This is a genomic window from Shewanella sp. ZOR0012 (assembly GCF_000798835.1).
Classification (GTDB): Bacteria; Pseudomonadota; Gammaproteobacteria; order Enterobacterales; family Shewanellaceae; genus Shewanella; species Shewanella xiamenensis.
Map to the genome: position 1 here is coordinate 1 of NZ_JTLE01000028.1, position 587 is coordinate 587.

At 46.2% G+C, this 587-nt stretch carries 1 protein-coding gene; it reads left to right on the forward strand.

The features are described 5' to 3' along the window. A partial coding sequence (locus L976_RS01090; RefSeq protein ID WP_047533325.1) for a glycoside hydrolase family 97 C-terminal domain-containing protein occupies nt 1–294 on the forward strand: 294 nt, incomplete at its 5' end. Between the last annotated feature and the right edge of the window lie 293 nt (nt 295–587).

Below are 587 nucleotides of genomic sequence, written 5' to 3' on the forward strand. Positions count from 1 at the left end.
CTGGCTGGCGAAGTGGGTGATTATGTGGTGTTTGCCCGCCAAGCCAAGGATCAGCAGGATTGGTACTTGGGGGCGCTGACCGATGAAAATGCCCGTCAGATCAAGGTTAAACTGGGTTTCCTCGATCCAAACAAACGCTATCAAGCCCAGATCTACCGCGATGGTGCAAAAGCCGATTGGAAAACCAATCCCTATGATTATGTGATTGAAACTAAAGAGGTCAGCGCCAAAGACAGCCTAACCTTAGCCCTCGCCAGCAGTGGTGGCACAGCGATCCGCTTTAAGGCTCTTTAAATTAAGCAAAGTAATAGGGCGACCAAGATGGTCGCCCTATTAGGTTTGCAATGCGATTAATTTAACCTGAACTAGGGATAACGAGTGTCGGAAAAATCTAAATTTAACAATCAAAATCAATGCTATAGATGATTATTTTGAAAAGAAAAATCTTTTTTCTGACTGAATGCGCAGATTTTTGCGCATATCAAGGCGCTCTGTCGTACGCCATAGCGAGCTATGGTGAGACAGAGCAACGCAGAGAGGCTCGAAAAGATGCCTATTCAGCGGCGCTACTTATCCCTAGCTCAGGT